This window comes from Aquimonas voraii (assembly GCF_900101825.1).
In the GTDB taxonomy this organism is placed as follows: Bacteria; Pseudomonadota; Gammaproteobacteria; order Xanthomonadales; family Xanthomonadaceae; genus Aquimonas; species Aquimonas voraii.
Genome location: NZ_FNAG01000002.1, coordinates 218,412 through 232,454, shown reverse-complemented (window position 1 = coordinate 232,454; position 14,043 = coordinate 218,412). Strand labels below are relative to the sequence as shown.

At 70.4% G+C, this 14,043-nt stretch carries 15 protein-coding genes; 10 read left to right on the top strand and 5 right to left on the bottom strand.

All coding sequences use genetic code 11. The features are described 5' to 3' along the window. Position 1: 1 nt before the first annotated feature. Both BLP83_RS05735 and ubiE read right to left on the bottom strand, forming a co-directional pair. Positions 2-1,915, bottom strand: coding sequence for a M1 family metallopeptidase (locus tag BLP83_RS05735; RefSeq protein ID WP_091239978.1), 1,914 nt, complete (start codon positions 1,913-1,915; stop codon positions 2-4). Between the two features lie 375 nt (positions 1,916-2,290). Next, complete coding sequence (ubiE, locus tag BLP83_RS05730; RefSeq protein WP_091239975.1) at positions 2,291-3,082, bottom strand: bifunctional demethylmenaquinone methyltransferase/2-methoxy-6-polyprenyl-1,4-benzoquinol methylase UbiE; 792 nt, start codon at positions 3,080-3,082, stop codon at positions 2,291-2,293. A gap of 211 nt (positions 3,083-3,293) precedes the next feature. On the opposite strand from ubiE, the gene BLP83_RS05725 reads away from it, so the two are divergent. Continuing rightward, on the top strand, positions 3,294-4,520 hold the full coding sequence (locus BLP83_RS05725) for an SLC13 family permease (RefSeq protein WP_091239972.1): 1,227 nt from the start codon (positions 3,294-3,296) through the stop codon (positions 4,518-4,520). After that, a complete protein-coding gene (locus tag BLP83_RS05720) occupies positions 4,520-4,990 on the top strand; it encodes a GNAT family N-acetyltransferase (RefSeq protein ID WP_091239969.1) in 471 nt (156 codons plus the stop codon). Before BLP83_RS05725 ends, BLP83_RS05720 begins: the two co-directional genes overlap by 1 nt. An 82-nt stretch (positions 4,991-5,072) precedes the next feature. Here BLP83_RS05720 and BLP83_RS05715 read toward each other — a convergent pair whose 3' ends face one another. After that, positions 5,073-5,399, bottom strand: coding sequence for a Rieske (2Fe-2S) protein (locus BLP83_RS05715; RefSeq protein ID WP_091239967.1), 327 nt, complete (start codon positions 5,397-5,399; stop codon positions 5,073-5,075). A 227-nt stretch (positions 5,400-5,626) separates the two neighbouring features. Between BLP83_RS05715 and BLP83_RS05710 the strand changes: the two genes are divergently transcribed. From BLP83_RS05710 to BLP83_RS05675, 8 genes are all read left to right on the top strand, one after another. Next, entirely contained in the window at positions 5,627-5,902 is a 276-nt protein-coding gene (locus tag BLP83_RS05710; RefSeq protein ID WP_091239964.1) for a hypothetical protein, read from the top strand. A 360-nt stretch (positions 5,903-6,262) separates the two neighbouring features. Next, positions 6,263-6,814, top strand: coding sequence for a DUF6580 family putative transport protein (locus BLP83_RS05705; protein WP_091239962.1), 552 nt, complete (start codon positions 6,263-6,265; stop codon positions 6,812-6,814). A 3-nt stretch (positions 6,815-6,817) separates the two neighbouring features. Beyond that, positions 6,818-7,372, top strand: coding sequence for a cob(I)yrinic acid a,c-diamide adenosyltransferase (locus tag BLP83_RS05700; RefSeq protein WP_091239959.1), 555 nt, complete (start codon positions 6,818-6,820; stop codon positions 7,370-7,372). 34 nt (positions 7,373-7,406) lie between these two features. Then, on the top strand, positions 7,407-8,342 hold the full coding sequence (locus BLP83_RS05695; protein ID WP_091239956.1) for a histone deacetylase family protein: 936 nt from the start codon (positions 7,407-7,409) through the stop codon (positions 8,340-8,342). Continuing rightward, positions 8,339-9,382: an aminoglycoside phosphotransferase family protein gene (locus tag BLP83_RS05690; RefSeq protein WP_245679967.1), complete on the top strand. Its 1,044-nt coding sequence runs from the start codon at positions 8,339-8,341 to the stop codon at positions 9,380-9,382. The genes BLP83_RS05695 and BLP83_RS05690 overlap by 4 nt, the downstream gene beginning before the upstream one ends. Beyond that, complete coding sequence (gene murU, locus BLP83_RS05685) at positions 9,379-10,098, top strand: N-acetylmuramate alpha-1-phosphate uridylyltransferase MurU (RefSeq protein ID WP_091239951.1); 720 nt, start codon at positions 9,379-9,381, stop codon at positions 10,096-10,098. Before BLP83_RS05690 ends, murU begins: the two co-directional genes overlap by 4 nt. Before the next feature lie 70 nt (positions 10,099-10,168). Beyond that, entirely contained in the window at positions 10,169-10,567 is a 399-nt protein-coding gene (gene mscL, locus BLP83_RS05680; protein WP_091239947.1) for a large-conductance mechanosensitive channel protein MscL, read from the top strand. A 106-nt stretch (positions 10,568-10,673) separates the two neighbouring features. After that, on the top strand, positions 10,674-12,089 hold the full coding sequence (locus BLP83_RS05675) for a M20/M25/M40 family metallo-hydrolase (protein WP_091239945.1): 1,416 nt from the start codon (positions 10,674-10,676) through the stop codon (positions 12,087-12,089). A gap of 66 nt (positions 12,090-12,155) precedes the next feature. Here BLP83_RS05675 and BLP83_RS05670 read toward each other — a convergent pair whose 3' ends face one another. Together BLP83_RS05670 and BLP83_RS05665 are read right to left on the bottom strand one after the other, a co-directional pair. Further along, a complete protein-coding gene (locus BLP83_RS05670; RefSeq protein WP_176764026.1) occupies positions 12,156-12,638 on the bottom strand; it encodes a DUF1579 family protein in 483 nt (160 codons plus the stop codon). Between the two features lie 106 nt (positions 12,639-12,744). After that, positions 12,745-13,884, bottom strand: a complete 1,140-nt coding sequence (locus tag BLP83_RS05665; protein ID WP_218121199.1) for a pyridoxal-phosphate-dependent aminotransferase family protein — start codon at positions 13,882-13,884, stop codon at positions 12,745-12,747. Positions 13,885-14,043: the final 159 nt, after the last annotated feature.

The following is a 14,043-nucleotide window of genomic DNA, read 5'->3' as shown; positions in this document are numbered from 1 at the left end:
CCTACTTCAGCGCGGCTTCAACCGAAGCCGAGGTGATCGGGTGGTAGCCCGGGCGCGCTTCGGCGAACACCGCGCGGGCGAACTCCAAGCCCTCGGGCGTCGCCGCCAACGCGGCGTACACCGGCATGATCAGCTTGCGCCGACCGATGCGCTTCAGGAACTCGGCCATCGCCGGGCGCGCCTCGAAATAGCCGCTGCGCTCGGCCAGCGGATACCAGCGCATCGCGAACTCGCCGTTGGCGGTGCCGGTGAAGCGGAAGGCCTCATCCAGCGCGATCAACTGGGCGCTTTCCAACACCTCCGGCATGCCCTCCAGGAACTGCAGCCACTCCTGCGTACTCCACTGGGCGGTGTCGAGCTCCTTGGCGGCGGTCTTGCCATCGAGGAAGTCCCGGCGCGCGGCGTCGACCGCGGCGAAGCGCGCCGAACTGGCCGGCACCGCGAACTCGGGCACACCGGGCTCGAACAGCCAGGCCTGCAGTTCGGTCTCACTCACCACGTCGGGCTGCGCGGCCATCAGGGTCTCGCGCAGATGACCAAGGAACGTGCCGCTGTCGATGCTCTGGAAGGCATAGCGATCGAAGTAGCCGCGCAGGAAGGCATCGAAGGCCTCGCGACCGTAGCGCTGCTCAAGGAAGCTCAGGAACCAGGCGCCCTTGATATAGGCCACCGGCGACAGCGCGTCATCGGGATCGCGGCCTTGCAGCGGCGGCAGCACCAGCACCTGGTCCTTGGCGTCGAGCTCGGACAGCGCGCGGCGCAGGCTGGCCTGCTCGATCACGCTCTCCATCTGCGCACGCTCGGCGCCGTACAGAGCTTCGACGATGCGGTTCTCGACGTAGCTGGTGAAGCCCTCGTTGAGCCAGATGTCCTTCCAGCTCGCATTGGTCACCAGGTTGCCCGACCAGGAGTGCGCCAGCTCGTGCGCGATCAGACTGACCAGCGACTTGTCACCCACCATCACGGTCGGCGTGATGAAGGACAGGCGCGGGTTCTCCATGCCGCCGAAGGGAAAGCTCGGCGGCAGGATCAAGAGGTCGTAGCGCTCCCATCGGTAGGGGCCGTACAGCGACTCGGTGGCCTCGATCATGCGTTCGGTATCGGCAAACTCCTCGACCGCGGCGTCCAGGGTCTGCGGCTCGGCCCAGACGCCGGCGCGCGCGGAGATCGGCTTGAAGGCCAGATCGCCCACCGCGATCGCCATGAGATACGAGGGAATCGGCTGCGACATGCGGAACACGTAGCGGCCGTTGCGCACCGGGCTGACCGGATTGTCGGCGCTCATCAGCGCGACCAGGTTGGGCGGCGTATGCACCACCGCGCTGTAGGTGTAGCGCACGCCCGGCGTGTCCTGCAGCGGCACCCAGCTGCGCGCGTGGATGGCCTGCGATTGGCTGAACAGGAAAGGCTGCTTGCCGCCCGCCGTCATCGAGGGCTCCAGCCACTGCAGGCCGGAGGCGTTCTGCGAGGTGCGATAGCGCACGCGCACCACTTCGTACTGCCGGCGCATCTCGATGCGCAGGGCCGAGCCGAACACCGGATCGGGGGCGTCGAGCTTGAAGTCGAGCCGGCGCCACAGGCCATCGCTGCGGCGGCCCAGCACCTTGTCGATGCTCAGGTCGCGGGTATCGAGCACCAGCGTGCGGGCCTTTTCGTCCTGCCAATCGAGGGCGTAGTCGGCCGCGCCGCGCAGGCTGCGGGTGTCGAAATCGACGTGCAGGTTCAGCGCGAGATCGCGGATGCGGACCTTGTCCGGCTGGGCATAGCTGTGCTCGTCGCGGACGCGGTCGGCAAGCGCCGGATCGATCTCGACGGCAGGCTCGGCAGGGGCCGCCTGCACGGTGGCGAAGGCGCCGAAGACGAGCAGCCCGAGCAGGCTGAGAAGAACGGAACGCGAGGCGGAGCGCAGGGCCATGGGCGGAACTCGCAGGCAGATGTGAAAACCGCGCGAGTCTAGCAGCCGCTCTCGATTTCCACCCACGGGCGGCTGCGCGTGTTGGGCGTCGATGCCCGTGCCGAGGTCGGACACATGCGGTTCGAGCGCCCTGCGCGGCGAGCCGTCTGCGGCGTCGCTGCATGCAAGGCGTCAACCGAGTCGCAGGTACATCCGCTGCCCCCACGCACCCAATCCGCGCCCAACGGCCTGCGGCTTCGCTGCATGCAAGGCGTCCTTCGCGGTCGTGGGACCCGCCCTATTCCGGCTGGCGCTCTTGCGAATCCCGAATCCCGAATCCCGAATCCCGAATCCCGAATCCCGAATCCCGAATCCCGAATCCCCAATCCCGGCTCTTCAGAGCTTATGCCCCGAGTGGATCGCACAGATCCCGCCGGTGAGGTTGCGGTAGTCGCAGCGCTCCAGGCCCGCGGCTTCCATCATCGCCTTCAGTTCGTTCTGCGGCGGATGCTGGCGGATCGACTCGGCCAGGTACTGGTAGCTGTCGGCGTCACCGGCGAACAGCTTGCCCAGCCGCGGCAGCACCTGGAAGGAGTGGAGGTCGTACAGCGGCTTCAGCCACTGCGGCTGCACTTCGGAAAACTCCAGCACCAGGGCACGACCGCCGACCTTCAGCACGCGCTGCATCTCGTTCAGCGCCTTCTGCTTGTCGGTGACGTTGCGCAGGCCAAAGGCGATGGTGACCAGATCGAAGCTGGCGTCCGGAAACGGCAGCGCCTCGGCATTCAACTGGGCGTAGCGCAGGCCGCGCACCAGGCCGCGGTCGGTCAGCCGGTCACGGCCCACGCGCAGCATGTCGCCGTTGATGTCGCCGATGATGACCTCGCCGCTCTCGCCGACCCGCTCCAGCAGCAGGCGCGCGATGTCGCCGGTGCCGCCTGCCAGGTCGAGCACGCGGTCACCGCGACGCACACCGCTGGTGGCGACGAAGTAGCGCTTCCAGATCCGGTGGATGCCGAAGCTCATGAGGTCGTTCATGAGGTCGTACTTCGCAGCCACCGAGCTGAACACCTGGCCGACCAGGCGCTTCTTCTCGGCGGTCGGCACTTCACGGAAGCCGAAGTGGGTGGTCTCACCGGGGGCGCTCTGCGCGCGGCTGCTGTCCTGGGCGTCGCGGGTCGTGTTCATGGGGCGGGATTATCGCAGCATCGGATGGGCCGGGTGGGCGATGGCGGCCGGGCGTTGGCGGCGTTCGCCGGGAACGGGGTGAGGCGAGTGCAGAGCTCATGGTGGGCCAGGGCCCACGCCATGGAGACGGGCGCTGCACACGAACCCGCGCTCGCCCGCAGGAGGCGCCCCCTGCCCCTACACTGCGCGCCACGCCCTTGCGCCCCGCCCCATGACCGCGTTCGTCATCATCGTCTTCGCCCTCGTCTACCTCGGCATGGCGCTGGGCCGCCTGCCAGGGCTGGCGCTGGACCGCAGCGGCATCGCGCTGGGCGGCGCGGCCCTGCTGCTGGCCACGGGCGCCCTGCCCTACGGCGAGTGGGCGCAGGCGCTGGACCTGCCGACCCTGGTGCTGCTGTTCGCGCTGATGCTGATCGGTGGCCACTTCGCCGAGGCCGGCGCCTTCGACGCGGTAGCGCGCGCGCTCTCGCGCAGCCCGCTGTCGCCGCTGGCCCTGCTGGGCCTCGTGGTCGCCACCGGCGGCCTGCTGTCGGCGCTGCTGGTCAACGACATCGTGGTGTTCGCGCTGACGCCGCTGCTGGTCCACGGCCTCGCTGCGCGCGCGCTCGACCCGCGGCCCTACCTGCTGGGTCTGGCCCTGGCCAGCAATGCCGGCTCGGCGGCGACGCTGGTCGGCAATCCGCAGAACCTGCTGATCGGCGAGCTGGGCCAGCTCGACTTCCTGGCCTATCTCGCCGTCGCTGCCCTGCCCTCGGCGCTGGCCCTGCTCTGCGTGTACGCCGTGGTCGCTTGGACCTGGCGCGGTCGGCTGGCGGTGGCGGCGCGCGCCGAACCCTTGGCCGACTTGCCGCTGCAGCGCTGGCTGCTGCTGAAGAGCGTGCTCGCCGTGCTGGCCGTGGTGGTGGCGATGCTGCTGCTCGATCGCCACCGCGAGATCGCCGCGCTGGCGATTGCCGCCGTGCTGCTTGCCGGCCGCCGGATCGGCACCGCCGCCCTGCTGAAGCGCGTCGACTGGAGCCTGCTGGTGCTGATCGCCAGCCTGTTCGTGGTCACCGCCGCCTTTGCCGAGCTGCCGACCGCGAGTTCCGCGGTGGCGGCGCTGGACGCGGCCGGGCTCAACCTCGAGCGGCTCGGCCTGCTGGTGCCAGCGGCGCTGATCGGCAGCAACACCATCGGCAACGTGCCCCTGGTGATGCTGCTGGTCGAGACCCTCGGCGGGCTGTCGCAGCACGCACTGACTGCGCTGGCGGTCTTCTCGACGCTGGCCGGCAACCTGCTGCTGCTTGGCAGCCTGGCCAACATCATCACCGCCGAACGCGCCGCCCAGGCGGGCGTGCGGCTCGGCTTCGCCGACTTCGCCCGGGTCGGCATCCCCGTCACCCTGATCTCGACCGCGCTGGCCCTGGCCTGGCTGCTGCTGCGCGGCTGGAGCCTCTGATGTCCACAACCGCTGTCGCCTGGTCCTGCCTGCCCTTCGAGGCGCTCGACGTGCATCGCCTGTATGCGCTGATGCGCCTGCGCGTCGATGTGTTCATCGTCGAGCAGACCTGCCCCTATCCCGATCTCGACGGCCGCGATGCCCAGGCCGGCGTCTGGCACCTGCTGGGCGAACGCGAGGGTCGACTGCAGGCCTATGCGCGCCTGCTGCCGCCGGGGCTCGGTTTCGATACGCCGGCGATCGGCCGGGTCATCGTCAGCGCGTCGGCGCGCGGCGCGGGGCTGGCGCATGCACTGATGCGCGAGGCGATCGCCCGCTGCGAAGCGCTCTGGCCCGGCCAGCCGATCACCCTCGGCGCGCAGGCGCACCTGCAGGGCTTCTACGCCGCGCACGGCTTCGAGGTCTGCTCCGAGGGCTATCTCGAAGACGGCATACCGCATGTGGACATGCGGCGGGCGCGCGCCGACTGAGCGCAGGCGAGAACCATCCGCCCACTGCGGCGTCCAGGTCTTTTCACACGCTGTGAACGCTGAGCTGCGACAGCAGCGAGCCTCAGCCCAACAGCACGGCCTCGCCCTCGACCTGCACGGCGACCGCCGACAGCGATTGCCCCTTGCAGGGTCCGGCGACGCAGGCCCCGCCGGGCAGGGCGAAACTCGCGCCATGCGCCGCGCAGACGAGGCGGCCGCCCTCCATCAGGAACTTGCCGGGCGCCCAGTCGAGGCGGCGGCCCGCGTGCGGACAGACGTTCAGGAAGGCCTCGACGCGCTCGCCGCTGCGCACCAGCACCAGCGACTCCTCGCCACCGTCGATCGTCGCCTCCACGGCGATGGGCTGGGCCTCGGGCAGGTCGGACAGCAGACACAGACGTTGGGACATAGGCGGGCTCCGCGCGGGGCCTCCCAGCATACGCAGCCGGCGGCGAGCACGAAAAGCGCGGCAACACCGCCGCGCCCGATCCACGCGCGTGCGGATCGGCGCCTGCCCTCGACGGCGGCCGCGGGGGCTTTCATTCAGCCGAGGCTCGGCTTCGCGCTTGAGGCCGGAGCGATCCGCCTCAATACTCGACCGACGTCCGCCTCCAGCGGCCGCCCACAGGACCCACCATGCGCCCCGCCTTCGTCCAGCTTCGCCTGCCCCGCAACCCGATCGTGCGCCTGCTGTTGGCGGTGGCCGGCATCGCTGTGCTGTCCTTCTTCGCGCTGGCCGGGGCTGCGCTGGCGGCGGCCGTGCTCGCCGCACTGGGCCTGCGCCAGCTGTGGTGGAAACTGCGCGGAGGCCAGCCCGCACCGCGCTCGACCGCGCCCAGCGACGTCATCGAGGGCGATTTCACCGTTGTCGAGAAGGTGCAGGTTCGCCTGCCGCCGCAGCGGCAGGGCTGATACCGCGCAGAAGCCGCGCTCGGCCCGACGCCTCCTGGCGCACCGCCTCCGCTGAGAGCGTGTGGGAACCATCCGCCTGCTGCGGCCGCCTCGGGTCGCCCGTGGCGGCAGCGCGCCACGCGATTTCCGCGGTCATTGGATTCACCAAACTTTCTTGAATTCACTTTCCGCGCTTTGCCACGAACGCCCAGCAACGCCCTCGCTACGGCATCCGGGCTTATTCACACGCTCTGGGCGCTGCTCGACTGCAAGTCGAACCTTCGCCTGCACGATCGGCCCTCACCGCCCCGCAATCGCCTCGGCTATCCTTGGGCGCTGTCCCCCGGCGCTGCGCTGCGCCGATTCCGCTGGAGCCCGCCGATGTCCCCCAACGCCTCTTCGCTGCCGCTGCGCCCGCTGCTGCTGGCCGCCTTCATCCTCGCCGCCGCCGCCTCGCGCCTGCTGCCGCACGCCTGGAACTTCACCCCGGTGGAGGCCATCGCCCTGTTCGGCGGCGCCTACTTCGCCAGCCGCTGGGCGGCGTTCGCGGTGCCGCTGGGCGCCCTGCTGCTGAGCGATCTGTACATCGGCGTCTACGGCCTGATGCCGGTGGTCTACGGCTGCGTCGCCGCCTGCGTGCTGCTCGGCTTCTGGCTGCGCGACCGGGTCAGCGTGCTGCGCGTCGGCGCCGCCGGCCTCGCCGGAGCGGTGCTGTTCTTCGTGGTCACCAACTTCGCGGTCTGGGCCACCGCCGACAATCTCGGCACGCACCCGGCCTGCAACGTCGGCCTGACCGAATGCTATGTGGCGGCCCTGCCCTTCTTCCGCGCCCAGCTGCTGGGCACCGCGGTGTGGAGCCTGATCCTGTTCGGCGGCTACGCCCTGCTGCAGCAGCGCCTGCCGGCCCTTCGCACTGCCCGCGCAGCGGCCTGAGCCATGGGCAACAGGCTTTCCAAGATCTACACGCGCACCGGCGACGACGGCACCACGGGCCTGGGTGACGGCAGCCGCGTCGCCAAGGACTCCGCCCGCGTCACCGCCTACGGCACGGTCGACGAGCTGAACTCCTGCATCGGCGTGCTGCTGGCGCAGGACCTGCCCGAGGCGATCCGCGAACCGCTGATCTCGATCCAGCACCAGCTGTTCGACCTGGGTGGCGAGCTCTGCATCCCGGGCCATGCCGCGATGCAGGACGCCGATATCGAGCGCCTCGAAGGCATCCTCGACGGGCTCAACGCCGACCTGCCGCCGCTCAAGGATTTCATCCTGCCCGGCGGCGGCGCGCCGGCCGCGCACTGCCATGTGGCGCGCACCGTCTGCCGCCGCGCCGAGCGCGAGGTGGTCACCCTCGGCCACCACGATGCGGTGCGTCCACAGGCGATCCGCTATCTCAATCGACTGTCGGACCTGCTGTTCGTGATGGCGCGCGTGCTGGCGCGCGCCTCGGGCCACGGCGAAGTGCTGTGGAACCACGAGCGGCGCAAGGGTTGACGTTCTCCCGCTCTTGATTCGAGGACCCGCGCGGATGCTGCTGTTCACCCACCCCGTCTGCATCCGCCACAGTGCGGGCCCTGGCCATCCGGAATCGCCGCAGCGTCTGGCTTCGGTGCTGCATGCCCTGCACGGCATCGAGGATCTGCCGATCGACTGGCGCGAAGCGCCGCGTGCCACGCGCGAACAGCTGTTGCTGGCGCATACGCCGGCGCTGGTCGCCAGCATCCTCGACGTCGCGATCGAGGAGCAGCACCGCATCGACGAAGACACGGCGATGAACGCGGACTCGCCCGAGGCCGCGCGCCATGCCGCCGGCGCGGTCGTGGCTGCCATCGATGCGGTGATGGCGGGCGAGACCAAGCGCGCCTTCTGCGCGGTGCGCCCGCCCGGCCACCATGCGACACGCGCCCAGGCCATGGGCTTCTGCCTGTTCAATTCGGTGGCGGTGGGTGCGGCCCATGCGCTGGTGAAGCATGGGCTGAAGCGCGTGGCGATCATCGATTTCGACGTGCACCACGGCAACGGTAGCCAGGACATCTTCTGGAACGATCCGCGGGTGATGTACCTGTCCAGCCACCAGACGCCGCTCTACCCCTATACCGGCGAAACCCACGAGCGCGGCGCCGGCAACATTCTCAATTTGCCGCTGCCGGAAGGCGCCGGCGGCCAGGAGCTGCGCGAGCTCTACCGCGGCCATGCCCTGCCCGCCCTGCACGCGTTCCGGCCCGAGCTGGTGCTGGTCTCGGCCGGCTTCGACGGCCATCGCCTCGACCCGCTGGCCGGACTGAACCTCGAAGCCGCGGACTACGCCTGGCTGACCGAGGAGCTGATCGACCTCGCGGACCGCCACGCCCGGGGCCGTCTGGTGTCGGCGCTGGAGGGCGGCTATAGCCTCACCGCGCTTCGCGAATGCAGCGTCGCCCACGTGCGTGCGCTGGCCGAAGCCGATCTCGCCGCCAGCGCGTGAGCACCGCGCACGATTCCAGTGGCCCCATCGCCATCGCACCCGCAGATCCGCGCGCGATCGAGGCGCTGGACTGGGCCTGCGAGCGGCTGGGCCGAAAGGACCTCGCGCTGGCTCCCGCGGCCAGCGACGCCAGCTTCCGCCGCTACCTGCGGCTCGACGGCGCGCCCGAGCTGTTGCTGATGGACTCTCCACCTGCACAGGTGCCGCTGCAGCCCTGGCTGGACGTCGGCGCGCTGATCGGCGGCGCCGGCCTGCGCGTACCGAAGGTGATCGCCGCCGATGCCGGGCTTGGCTTCGCGCTGATCGAACACCTCGGCGATGCGCTCTACCAGCATCGGCTGGACGAGCACAGCGCCGACGCCCTGTACGGCCGCGCGATGGAGGCCCTGCTGCGCCTGCAGACCCTGCCGGCCGAGGCCGTACAGCCGTATGAGCAGGCCCGCTTCGAGATGGAGCTGGAGCTGATGCCGGAATGGTTCCTGCGGCGGCATCTGGGCATCGCGCTCGAATGCGAGGACTGGGACCCGATCGAGTCCGCCTTCCGCCTGCTGCTCGACTGCGCGATGGCACAGCCGCGGGTGTTCGTGCACCGCGACTACCACAGCCGCAACCTGATCGACTGCACGCCCGGCCCCGGCATCATCGACTTCCAGGATGCACTTGGCGGCCCGCTGACCTATGACCTCGTCTCCCTGCTGCGCGACTGCTACCTGCGCTGGGACGAAGCGCGCGTGCAGGCCTGGGCCGAGGACTTCCGCCGCGAACTGGTGCGCGCCGGGCGGATCGCCGATGCGCCGCAGCGCTTCTTCCGCGCCTTCGACCTGATGGGCCTGCAGCGCCATCTGAAGGTGCTCGGCATCTTCTGCCGCCTGCACTACCGCGACGGCAAGGCCGGCTACCTCGCTGACTTGCCGCGCGTGCTCGGCTACGTGCTCGATATCGCCGCGCGCCACCCCGAGTTGGCTGACTTCCGCGTGCTCATGCAGCGTTTCACCGAAGGCCGCGACCTCACCCGGCCGCGCGCAGACGCATCGGCATGAGCGCGGTCGACGTCGCCTTCCTCCTCGCCGCCGGCCGCGGCGAGCGCATGCGCCCGCTCACCGACGTGACGCCGAAGCCCCTGCTGCCCGTCGGCGGCAAGCGCCTGATCGAGTGGCATCTGGAAGCGCTGGCCAAAGCTGGCGTGCGACGCGTGGTGATCAACATCGCCCACCTCGCCGACTGCTTCGAGCCGGCGCTGGGCGACGGCACGCGCTACGGGATCTCGATCCGCTACAGCCGCGAGGCCGAGCGTCTGGAGACCGGCGGCGGCCTGCTGAACGCCCTGCCCCTGCTGGATGCGCCGCGCTTCCTGCTGGTCAACGGCGACGTGTTCTGCGACGTCGACTACGCCGGCTTCGCACTCGCGCCGAACGATCTCGCCCAGCTGCTGATGGTCGACAACCCGCCGCAGCACCCGCGCGGTGATTTCCACTTTGAGGGCGGGCGCCTGCGCAGCGAGGGCGAACCACGCCTGACCTATGCCGGCATCGGCCTGTTCGACGCCCGCCTGTTGGACGGTTGGCGCGAGGTCATCGGCGACAACGAGGACAGCCGCCGCAGCCCGCCGCGCTTCGGCCTCGCCCCACTGCTGCGCGCAGCGATGGGCGCCGATCGCATCGCCGGGCTCAAGCACACCGGCGCCTGGGAAGATGTCGGCACGCCGGAGCGGCTGGCGGCCTTGGATGCGCGATTGCGCGCGCAGCCGCACACCTGAACCCGCAGCCCCGCGCTTCCGCTAAAGTCGGCCCGCGGCGAACGGCGCCGCTGGACTGTTCGGGGGCGACATGAGCTTCATCAGTGAATTCAAGGCCTTTGCCATGCGCGGCAACGTCGTCGACTTGGCGGTGGGTGTGGTCATCGGCGCGGCCTTTGGCAAGATCGTCGGCTCCCTGGTCGACGGCATCATCATGCCGGTCATCGGCCTGATCGTTGGCGGCGTGAACTTCTCCGACCTCGCGATCACGCTCAAGGAAGGCGCGGAGGGCGTGGAGCCGGTGCTGTTCAAGTACGGCGCCTTCCTGCAGACGGTGGTCGACTCCACCATCATCGCGTTCGCGATCTTCATGGTGATCAAGCTGATGAATCGCCTGCAGCGCAAGCAGGAAGAAGCGCCCGCCGCGCCGCCGGCACCGCCGGAAGACGTGCTGCTGCTGCGCGAGATCCGCGATCTGCTGAAGAAGTGAGTTCGAGAGCCGGGCAGGCCGATTCGGCTCCCGGCCTTTCCGCACATGCCGGTGCCCTCGGGCGCTGGCATGGTTCCAGCGTTCTCCTGCCTCCGGAAGTTCCGCCATGCGTCTGCGCGTTTGCCTGCTCGCCGCCCTCTTAGCGCTGAATGCGCATGCCTCTGAGCCAGCCTCGCCTGTCGTGGCGCCGCTGTCAGCCGGGAGCCTTGCGAACGCCGCCGCCCTGCGCGACAAGCACGTCGAGGCCGGCGCCGCTTATGCCATCGTCGAGTCGCTGACCACCGAGGTCGGGCCGCGCATGGCGGGCACCAAAGCCGATGCCCGCGCGATCGAATGGGCGCTGGCGAAGTTCGGAGCGCTCGGCTTCGATGACGTGCGGATCGAGCCCTTCAGCTTCCCCTACTGGCGGCGCGGTCATGAGCGCGGCGAGATTCTTGCGCCGTATCCGCAGCCGCTGGCGATCACCGCGCTCGGCGGCAGCATCGGCACCGGCGGCAAGCCGCTGGAAGCCGAGATCGTGGCCTTCGACAGCATCGCCGCGCTGCAGGCCGCCCCGACCGACGCGGCCGAAGGCAAGATCGTCTTCATCAGCCAGCGCACCCAGCGCGCGCGCGACGGCCGCGGCTACGGGCTCAGCGTGATCGGGCGCAGCTCGGGCGCGGTCGAGGCCGCGAAGAAAGGCGCGGTCGGCCTGATCATCCGTTCGATCAGCACCAATACCGATCGCTTCCCGCACACCGGGATCATGCGCTACGCCGAAGACGTGAAGCAGATCCCCGCGGCGGCGGTCTCGAACCCCGACGCCGACCTGCTGACGCGCATGATCGAGCGCGGCCAGCCGGTGCGCATCCGTCTCGACATTGATGCCGAGAACCGCGGCGAGGCGACCAGCTACAACGTGATCGGCGACATCCGCGGACGCGAGCTGCCGGACGAGGTCGTGGTGATCGGCGGCCACCTCGACTCCTGGGACCTCGGCACCGGCGCGCTCGACGATGGCGCCGGCATCGGCATCACCATGGCCGCAGGCGCCGCGCTGCTGAAGCTCGATCAGCGTCCGCGCCGCACCGTGCGGGTGATCGCCTGGGGCAACGAGGAACAGGGCCTGCTCGGCGCGCGCGCCTACGCCGCCGCGCATGCGGAGCAGATGGCGAAGCATGTGATCGGCGCCGAGAGCGACTTCGGCGCGGGCCGCATCTACGCCCTGCGCGCAGGCGTGGAGCCCACCTATTGGCCGCTGCTGGAGCAGATCGCCGAGGTGCTGGCGCCGCTCGGCATCCCCTTCGAGCGCGAGGGTGGCGGCCCCGGCCCGGACGTCGGCCCGCTGGTGCAGCGCGGCGTGCCCTGGGCCCAGCTGGCGCAGGACGGCATGGACTACTTCGACTACCACCACACCGCCAACGACACCCTGGACAAGATCGACAGCGAGGCGCTGGACCAGCAGGCGCGGGCGTATGCGGTGTTCGCCTATCTCGCGGCCGAGGCGGAGAGCGGGTTCGGGCGCGTGTCCAGGCAGCGCTGACGGGGCTCAGGGCTCGCGAGCGAGGGCGCCAGGGCTGGTCCGGACGCCCAGGGCAGGCACACGGCTTCAGCGCCGGTATTCGGCCGAGGCGGCGAGTTCTTCCTCGCCCTGCGGCGAGATCGTGTAAAGGCGCAGTTCGAGCCGGGTCGGCTCGGGACAGTCGAGCTCCAGCCGCCAGGTCCAGTCCGCGCTGATGCCCTCGCCGCCCTGCCCGCTCAGGCGCAGCAGCCCGCTTTCGTCCAGCCAGCCGCGCAGGGCCAGCACCTCGGCGCCGCCCACGGCACCGCCGACACCGCTGTCCATCCAGGCGCCGCTGGCGCGGCGGCTACCGGGATCCACTGCCAGCAGCAGATGGCCCTCGCGGATGCGGTCCTCGAAGGTCCACACGTAGCGCAGCCGGGCACGCGTAGGCGTTCCGGCCTGCACGCAGCGCAGCCAGGCGCTGGAGGTGTGCTCGGGATGCGCGGCATGGCCGGCGTGGAGACGGGTGACGCCCTCCCAGTCGCCGCACAGGGTCGCCAGCAGATCGATGTCTTGGCTCGGGTCCATCTGGGCGGTTCCGCGTCGCGCGTTCGGATGGGAGGGCATGCTGGCGCGGACCCGCGCCGGCGTCGCGTGATGGGCGTCACGCCGGTGCGGGAAACCCGCCGCTGCGTCAGCGCCCCAGCACCTGCTTCAGGGCGCCGAGCACGCGGTCAACGCACTCCGGCCGGCTGCTCTCGCCCATCAGGCCGATGCGCCAGACCTTGCCGGCCAGGGGCCCGAGGCCCGCGCCGATCTCGATGCCATGCTCGTTGAGCAGGGCGCGGCGCACGCCGAGGTCGTCGGCGCCCTCGGGAATCCGGATGGCGTTGAGCTGTGGCAGGCGGGCGGCCTCGGGCACCAGCAGCTCCAGGCCGAGCGCATCAAGGCCGGCGCGCAGTCGCAGGTGGTTGGACTGATGCCGCGCCCAGGCGCCTTCCAGCCCCTCCTCCGCCAGCATGAGCAGGCTTTCGTGCAGGGCGTAAAGCATGTTGACCGGCGCGGTGTGGTGATAGCTGCGGCCACCCTCGCCCTGCCAGTAGTTCATCACCAGCGACAGATCGAGGAACCAGCTCTGCACCGGGGTCTTGCGCGCACGCACGGCGGCCACGGCGCGCTCGGAGAAACTCACCGGCGACAGGCCCGGCGGGCAGGACAGGCACTTCTGCGAGCCCGAGTAGATGGCGTCGATGCCCCAGGCGTCGACTTCCAGCGGAATCCCGCCGAGGCTGGTCACCGCGTCGACGATCGATAGCGCGCCGTGCTGCGCGGCCAGCGCACACAGGGCCTGGGCGTCCGAACGCGCGCCGGTCGAGGTCTCGGCGTGCACGAAGCCCAGCGCCTTGACGCCCGGATTGGCCTTCAGCGCGGCTTCGACCTTGTCGACGCTGACCGGCTGGCCGAAGTCGTCCTCGACCAGGATCGGCACGCCGCCGGCGCGCAGCACGTTCTCGCGCATGCGTCCGCCGAATACGCCGTTGACGCAGACGACCACTCGATCGCCGGGCTCGATCAGGTTGACGACGCAGGCCTCCATGCCGGCCGAGCCGGGAGCGGAAACGGGAAACGTCAGCGCGTTCTCGGTGCGGAAGGCGTAGCGCAGCAGCAGCTTGATCTCGTCCATCAAGCCCACGAAGGCCGGGTCGAGATGGCCCAGGGTGGGACGGGCCAGTGCGTCCAGCACGCGCTGCGGCACGGTGGATGGCCCCGGCCCCAGCAGCAGGCGCTGCGGCGGGTGGAAGGAGCGGCTCGGCAGGGCGGCGGTCTGGGGCATGGGGCGAGAGGTCCAGGGAAGGCAGCCCCGGAACCTCGCAGGGGGACGCCGCGCCGTCAAGCCAGCCGTGCGGCTGCGGCTGCGCTCGTCATACCGCACCCCCTCGCGTTGCCGCGGCCCAGCGCTTGCATGCGCCAAGCGTTCCCACCCCACCGGAGC